Origin of the sequence: Burkholderia sp. E168m23 (assembly GCF_016586125.1) — a bacterium.
In the GTDB taxonomy this organism is placed as follows: Bacteria; Pseudomonadota; Gammaproteobacteria; order Burkholderiales; family Burkholderiaceae; genus Burkholderia; species Burkholderia orbicola.
In genome coordinates, this window is record NZ_BCPP01000334.1 from 1 (window position 1) to 6,628 (window position 6,628).

General features: G+C 67.7%; 6 protein-coding genes and 1 other RNA gene. 3 read left to right on the forward strand and 4 right to left on the reverse strand.

Going from position 1 to position 6,628, the window contains the following annotated elements:
* From JMF90_RS18045 to JMF90_RS18055, 3 genes are all read right to left on the reverse strand, one after another.
* The coding region (locus JMF90_RS18045) for a molybdopterin-dependent oxidoreductase (protein WP_201325283.1) at positions 1 to 1,795 on the reverse strand (1,795 nt) is incomplete at its 3' end.
* Between the two features lie 17 nt (positions 1,796 to 1,812).
* On the reverse strand, positions 1,813 to 3,390 hold the full coding sequence (locus JMF90_RS18050; protein ID WP_054927510.1) for an NADH-quinone oxidoreductase subunit NuoF: 1,578 nt from the start codon (positions 3,388 to 3,390) through the stop codon (positions 1,813 to 1,815).
* On the reverse strand, positions 3,387 to 3,887 hold the full coding sequence (locus JMF90_RS18055) for an NAD(P)H-dependent oxidoreductase subunit E (RefSeq protein ID WP_006476589.1): 501 nt from the start codon (positions 3,885 to 3,887) through the stop codon (positions 3,387 to 3,389). Before JMF90_RS18055 ends, JMF90_RS18050 begins: the two co-directional genes overlap by 4 nt.
* Before the next feature lie 130 nt (positions 3,888 to 4,017).
* Between JMF90_RS18055 and JMF90_RS18060 the strand changes: the two genes are divergently transcribed.
* The 3 genes from JMF90_RS18060 (at position 4,018) to JMF90_RS18070 (ending at position 6,205) form a co-directional block, all read left to right on the forward strand.
* Positions 4,018 to 5,124, forward strand: a complete 1,107-nt coding sequence (locus tag JMF90_RS18060; protein WP_054927511.1) for a substrate-binding domain-containing protein — start codon at positions 4,018 to 4,020, stop codon at positions 5,122 to 5,124.
* Positions 5,125 to 5,225: 101 nt separating this feature from the next.
* A complete protein-coding gene (locus JMF90_RS18065; RefSeq protein WP_006476587.1) occupies positions 5,226 to 5,495 on the forward strand; it encodes a hypothetical protein in 270 nt (89 codons plus the stop codon).
* A gap of 356 nt (positions 5,496 to 5,851) precedes the next feature.
* Entirely contained in the window at positions 5,852 to 6,205 is a 354-nt protein-coding gene (locus JMF90_RS18070; RefSeq protein WP_011544878.1) for a DUF4148 domain-containing protein, read from the forward strand.
* 288 nt (positions 6,206 to 6,493) lie between these two features.
* Here the strand turns inward: JMF90_RS18070 and ssrA are convergent.
* Positions 6,494 to 6,628: a transfer-messenger RNA gene (gene ssrA / locus JMF90_RS18075) on the reverse strand; the annotation flags it as partial.

Sequence of the window (6,628 nt, forward strand, 5' to 3'; positions counted from 1 at the left end):
GATTGACGCCGACGCCTTCGCGGCCGACGTTGCCGGTCGCCATCGCGAGGTTCGCGATGCCCATCACCGTCGTCGAGCCCTGTGCGTGTTCCGTCACGCCCAGGCCGTAATAGATCGCCGCGTTGCCGCCCGTCGCGTAGAGGCGCGCGGCCTCGCGCACCAGTTCGGCCGGCACGCCCGTCACGTCGGCGGTCGCCTCGGGCGCATTGTCGGCCTGCGCGACGAAGTCGCGCCATTGCTCGAACGCACGCGTATCGCAGCGCTCGGCGACGAATGCGTCGGCCACCAGCCCTTCGGTGACGATCACGTGCGCCAGCGCATTGACGATCGCGACGTTGGTGCCCGGGCGCAACTGCAGATGATGCGTGGCCTTTACGTGCGGGCCGTCGACGACGTCGATGCGGCGCGGATCGATCACGATCAGCTTCGCGCCTTCGCGTATGCGCCGCTTCAGCCGCGAGCCGAACACCGGATGGCCGTCGGTCGGGTTCGCGCCCATCACGACGATCACGTCGGCCTGGCCGACCGAGGCGAACGTCTGCGTGCCGGCCGATTCGCCGAGCGTCGTCTTGAGGCCATAGCCGGTCGGCGAGTGGCACACGCGTGCGCAGGTATCGACGTTGTTGTTGCCGAACGCGGCGCGCACGAGCTTCTGCACGAGATAGGTTTCCTCGTTCGTGCAGCGCGACGACGTGATGCCGCCGATCGAATCGCGGCCATACTTCTGCTGCAGCTTGCGGAACTGCGTCGCCGCGTAGGTGAGGGCTTCGTCCCAGCTGACTTCGCGCCACGGGTCGGTGATCTTCTCGCGGATCATCGGCTTCGTGATGCGGTCCTTGTGTGTCGCGTAGCCCCACGCGAAGCGTCCCTTCACGCACGCGTGGCCTTCGTTCGCGAGCCCGTTCTTGTGCGGCGTCATGCGCACGACCTGCGTGCCCTTCATCTCGGCCTTGAACGAGCAGCCGACGCCGCAGTACGCGCAGGTCGTGACGACCGAGTGCTCGGCCTGCCCGAGCTGCACGACGGATTTTTCCTGCAGCGTGGCCGTCGGGCAGGCTGCCACGCACGCGCCGCACGACACGCATTCCGACGCCATGAACGATTCGCTTTCGCCGGCGGCGACGCGCGATTCGAAGCCGCGCGCGGCGATCGTCAGCGCGAACGTGCCCTGCGTTTCCTCGCACGCGCGCACGCAACGGTTGCAGACGATGCACTTCGACGGGTCGTACGTGAAGTACGGGTTCGATTCGTCCTTCGTGTCCTTCAGGTGATTCGCGCCATCGAAGCCGTAGCGCACTTCGCGCAGGCCGACCACGCCGGCCATGTCCTGCAGCTCGCAGTCGCCGTTGGCCGGGCAGGTGAGGCAGTCGAGCGGATGGTCGGAGATGTACAGCTCCATCACGTTGCGGCGCAGCGACTGCAGCCGGTCCGACTGCGTGCGCACCTTCATGCCGGCTTCGGCGGGCGTCGTGCACGACGCCGGATAGCCGCGTCGGCCCTCGATCTCGACGAGGCACAGCCGGCACGAGCCGAACGGTTCGAGCGAATCGGTCGCGCAGAGCTTGGGGACGTTGACGCCGGCTTCGATCGCCGCGCGCATCACCGACGTGCCGGCCGGCACCGTGACCGGCTGGCCGTCGATTTCGAGCGTGACGTCGGTGTCGGCATGCCGTTGCGGCGTACCGTAGTCGGTGTCGTCGAACGGATCGAATGCGCGCGCCTGGGCGGCGCTCTTGCACGCGCATTGGCCCGAGCCGCAGCCGCCTTGGCGGACGTTATTCGTGTCGAGGGACATGCAGGGCTCCTTCTGGGTCAGGCCGCAGCCTTGACCGGGCCCGACGCGGCATCCTTGCCGGCAGCGAGCCCGAAATCTTCGGGGAAATGGTCGAGCGCGGACAGCACCGGGTACGGGGTCATGCCGCCCATCGCGCACAGCGAGCCGGCGAGCATCGTGTCGCACAGGTCGCGCAACAGCGTGACCTGCCGCTCCGACGTATCGCCGTGGCGAATCCGCGCGATCGTCTCGACGCCGCGCGTGGAGCCGATTCGGCACGGCGTGCACTTGCCGCACGATTCGATCGCGCAGAACTTCATCGCGTATTCGGCCAGCTCGGCGAGATTCGACGTGTCGTCGTGCAGCACGATGCCGCCGTGGCCGACGACCGCGCCGATCGCCGTGTACGCCTCGTAGTCGAGCGGCACGTCCCACTGATGGTCGGGCAGGTAGGTGCCGAGCGGGCCGCCGACCTGCGCGGCGCGTGCCGGCCGGCCGCTGGCCGTGCCGCCGCCGAAGTCGAACAGCAGTTCGCGCAGCGTGACGCCGAACGCGAGCTCGACGAGGCCGCCGTGACGGATGTTGCCGGCAAGCTGGAACGGCAGCGTGCCGCGCGAGCGGCCCATCCCGTAGTCGCGATAGAACGTGGCGCCGCGCGCGAAGATCACGGGCGCCGTCGCGAGCGTGATCACGTTGTTGATCACGGTCGGTTGGCCGAACAGGCCCGCGAGCGCGGGCAGCGGCGGCTTCGCGCGCACGACGCCGCGCTTGCCCTCGAGCGATTCGAGCAGCGCCGTTTCCTCGCCGCATACGTACGAGCCCGCGCCTTTCGCGACGTGCAGCTCGAACGCATGCGCGGAGCCGAGCACGTGCTCGCCGAGCCAGCCGGCTTCACGCGCGCGGACGATCGCGGCTTCGAGCGTCGCGATCGCGTGCGGGTATTCGCTGCGCACATAGATGTAGCCGACCGTCGCGCCGGTGGCGACGCCCGCGATGATCATCCCTTCGATCAGGCAGTACGGATCGCATTCCATCAGCAGGCGGTCGGAGAACGTGCCCGAATCGCCTTCGTCCGCGTTGCATACGATGTATTTCTGCGCGGCGCGTGCTTGCCGCACGGTACGCCACTTGATGCCGGCCGGGAACGCCGCGCCGCCGCGGCCGCGCAGCCCCGATTCGATCAGCGTTTCGCAGGCGGCGTCGCCATCGAGCGCCAGTGCGTTCTTCAGGCCGGCGAGGCCGCCGTGCTGCAGGTAGTCGTCGATCGACAGCGGATCAGTCAGGCCGATCCGCGCGAACGTGAGCCGCTGCTGACGGGCGAGGTAGGGCAGCGCGTCGACGAGGCCGACACTGCTCGGATGCGTGCCGCCTTCGAGCCAGCCGGCGTCGAACAGGGCCGGCACGTCGGCGGCCGACAGGTTCGCATAGCCGACGCGGCCGGCGGCCGTCCCGACCTCGACGAGCGGCTCGAGCCACAGCAGCCCGCGCGACCCGTTGCGGATCAGTTCGACCGCGATGCCGCGCCGTTCGGCTTCGGCCACGATCGCGGTGGCGAGCGCGTCGGCGCCGAGCGCCAGCGCGGACGAATCGCGCGGAACGTAGATGCGGGTCGTCATGCGGCCTCCGGTGTGTGGGCGACCGCGTCGGCCAGCAGCGCGTCGAACTTCTCCGGCGTGACCTTGGCGTGGAGCACGCCGTTGACCGTCATCGACGGCGATTGCGCGCACAGTCCGAGGCAATAGACCGATTCGAGCGCGACGTCGTCCGGCGTACGGGGCGCGGCGGCATCGCCGTGCGCGGCATCGAACCGGCAGCCGGTGCGGGCTTCCGCATGGGCGGCGAGCGTTTCGCAGCCCATGCTGCGGCACGCTTCGGCGCGGCACATCTGGATCGTCACGCGGGCGGGCGGCGCGGTGCGGAAGTGATGGTAGTAGGTCAGGACGCCGTGCACTTCCGCGCGCGACAGGTTCAGCGCCTTGGCGAGCGGCGCGACGCAGCCCGGCGGCACGTAGCCCGCGTCGTCCTGGATCGCGTGCAGGATCGCGACGAGCGACCGGCCGGCGCGCGCATGGCGCTCGACGAGCACGTCGGGCGCAGGGGAATTCGGGGACATCGTTATGCTCCTCCAAAGTCTCATATGCGCTCGCAATTCATATATGGCGCAGCGGGACTTGGTTCTGATTGATTTTGACCAACGATAAGCGGAAGATTTCGCGGTCGCAATAGGAAATTGGAGTGCATAATTGATTCGAATCGAATGCGACGCGTATCTGACCGTACGCGACACGGAAGGCCGCTCGGCCAGTCTGTCCGACGTCGCTCCACTGCTGGAACTCGTGGCGGAGACGGGCAGCATCGCGCAGGCCGCGCAAGCCAAGGGACTGTCGTACCGGCATGCATGGGGCATGCTCCGCGCGCTGGAATCGTGCATCGGCGGGGAGTTGATCGAAACCGCGCGCGGCAAGGGTTCGACGTTGTCGGCGCTGGGGCAGGCCGTCGTCGATGCGCAGCGTCTGGCACGCAGCCGCCTCGACGGGAATCTGCGCACGCTCGCGGCCGAGGTGGCCAGTGAGCTGAACCGGCGGCTCGCGCAGCGCGACGGCGCCGTGCGCATTCATGCGTCGCATGGTTATGCGGTCGCGACGCTGGTCTCCGCGCTCGTCGATGCGCAGGCGGCCGTCGACATCAAATATCGCGAGAGCGTCGAGGCCGTGCAGGCGCTCGCGCGCGGCGAATGCGACCTCGCCGGCTTCCATTTGCCGCGCGGCGCGTTTCGCGCGCAGTGCGCGCAAATCTACCGGCCCTGGCTCGACGACACACGCCACGTGCTGATCCACCTGACGCGCCGCCAGCAGGGGCTGTTCGTGCCGCGCGGCAATCCGAAGCAAGTGCGCGGGCTGGCGGATCTGGCGCGCAACGACATCCGCTTCGTCAATCGCCAGCCGGGGTCGGGCACGCGCATGCTGCTGGATCTCGCGTTGCGCGCGATCGGCATCGATCCTGAGCGCATCGACGGCTATGCGTCGGCCGAACTCACGCATTCGGCGATCGCGGCGTTCGTCGCGAGCGGCATGGCCGATCTCGGTTTCGGCGTCGAGCCGGCCGCCCGTCACTTCGGGCTCGACTTCATCCCGATCGTCGACGAGGATTATTACTTCGCGTGCGAACGTGCGCGGCTCGATGTGCGGCCGCTCGCCGATGTGCTGGCGCTGCTGCGCGACGCGCGGTTCGTCGAGCGCGTCGCGCATCTCGACGGCTACGATCCGGCCGCGTGCGGCGCGCTGGAACACATCGCGACGGGGCTTGCCGGCAGCGACGGCACGAGCGTGCCGGATCGCAATTCCCCGTAACGAGAACGCGACCGGACCGCGCTGCAGCAGTGGGGGATTTGCGCTACGCTTGCCGCTTGATCAACGTTCCAACAAGCACGCCGTTCAGGCGTCATCCCGCCATGAAATTTTCCGTTCCCCTTGCCGCGGCAGCGTTGACCGCAGGGCTGCTGATCGTCGCTTCGCCGCTTGCGTTCGCGCAGAATTCCCCGGGTGTGCCCGGCGGGATCCTGAGCGAACAGTTCCGCCTGAACGAACATCCGCAGATGCCGTTCGCGGCGTCGGCGCCTTCCGAGAAATACCAGAGCGGCAAGAAGTCGGCATTGCGCCGCAAGGGTGACCTGGGCGACCCGAACGGCTGCAACCTGAAGTGCCCGATGGATACCCGGTAACGCGCAGGCGGCGCGTCTGCGCCTGAATGGGGCGCGGTCTTCTGCGCAGCGGCTCGATCGACTGATAGACGGCTGCGCACGTTCCGCCCCGATTCCGCTTTATTCGAGCCCCGCGAAGCCCGTCGCCTCGCGGGGCTCGTGCTTTTCGGCGAGCCTTCTCGCAACGCGGGGGCGGACGAAGCGACCGATCGCCCGCGTTGCCGTTCCGACAGGAATATAGGGTTAACCCGTAAATCAGGAAGGATGTCTTCCTGAAACCTGCCTTATTCTTAAGCATCTACCTACATAAACTTCGGTTTGTCGGCGCTGATCAAGGTGTTCACCGCCGAATCAGACAAATCTGGAGGTAGGTCATCATGAAGTCGCTCGTTCAAGCCGTTGTCGTTGCCGCTGCTCTCGTTGCCCCGGTCGTGTCGTTCGCCCAGTCGGGTTCGACGATCACCCGTGCGCAGGTTCGTGCCGAACTGGTTCAACTCCAGCAGGCCGGTTACAACACCGCCCGCGGCGAAGATCCGCATTATCCGGAAGCGATCCAGGCCGCAACGGCACGTATCGCGGAGCAGCAGCGCAGCGCGCTGGCGCAAGCGCAAGGCGCCGACGCCAGCGGCTACGGTGCGCAGGCACAGGGCGCTTCGGCGTCCGGATCGCGCGCCATGGGCGTGCGCCCGGCCAGCGCGGAAGAAATGAAGTCGCTGTATCGCGGCAGCTAAGCCGCACGTTGTCTGGTATGGGCGAACACGGGCGCGGCGATGCGTCGTGCCCGACGCCTGCGCCCCGGGCCGGCCGCCATTCGGCGCAACCAATGATGGCGCCGGCGCGGCAGAACATCCGTCACCTCCTGCCGCCGCGACACCGGTGGCATTCCGCCCGGCCCGTCCGGGGCTGGGCGCTTTTTCGGAGGGGTGGGGCGGGTGCGTCTCGCAGGCAAGAAAAAACCCCGCGGAGCAACGCTCGGCGGGGTTTTCTTTGCGAAACGTGGTGAACGTTTGGCGGGTATTTGGTGGAGGCGGCGGGAATCGAACCCGCGTCCAGAAGCGCTCCACGACTAGTTCTACATGTTTAGTCCAGTCTTTTGATTTAACCGCAGCGACGCGGACGAACACGCTGCACTACGGCGATTCGCTAGATTTTCG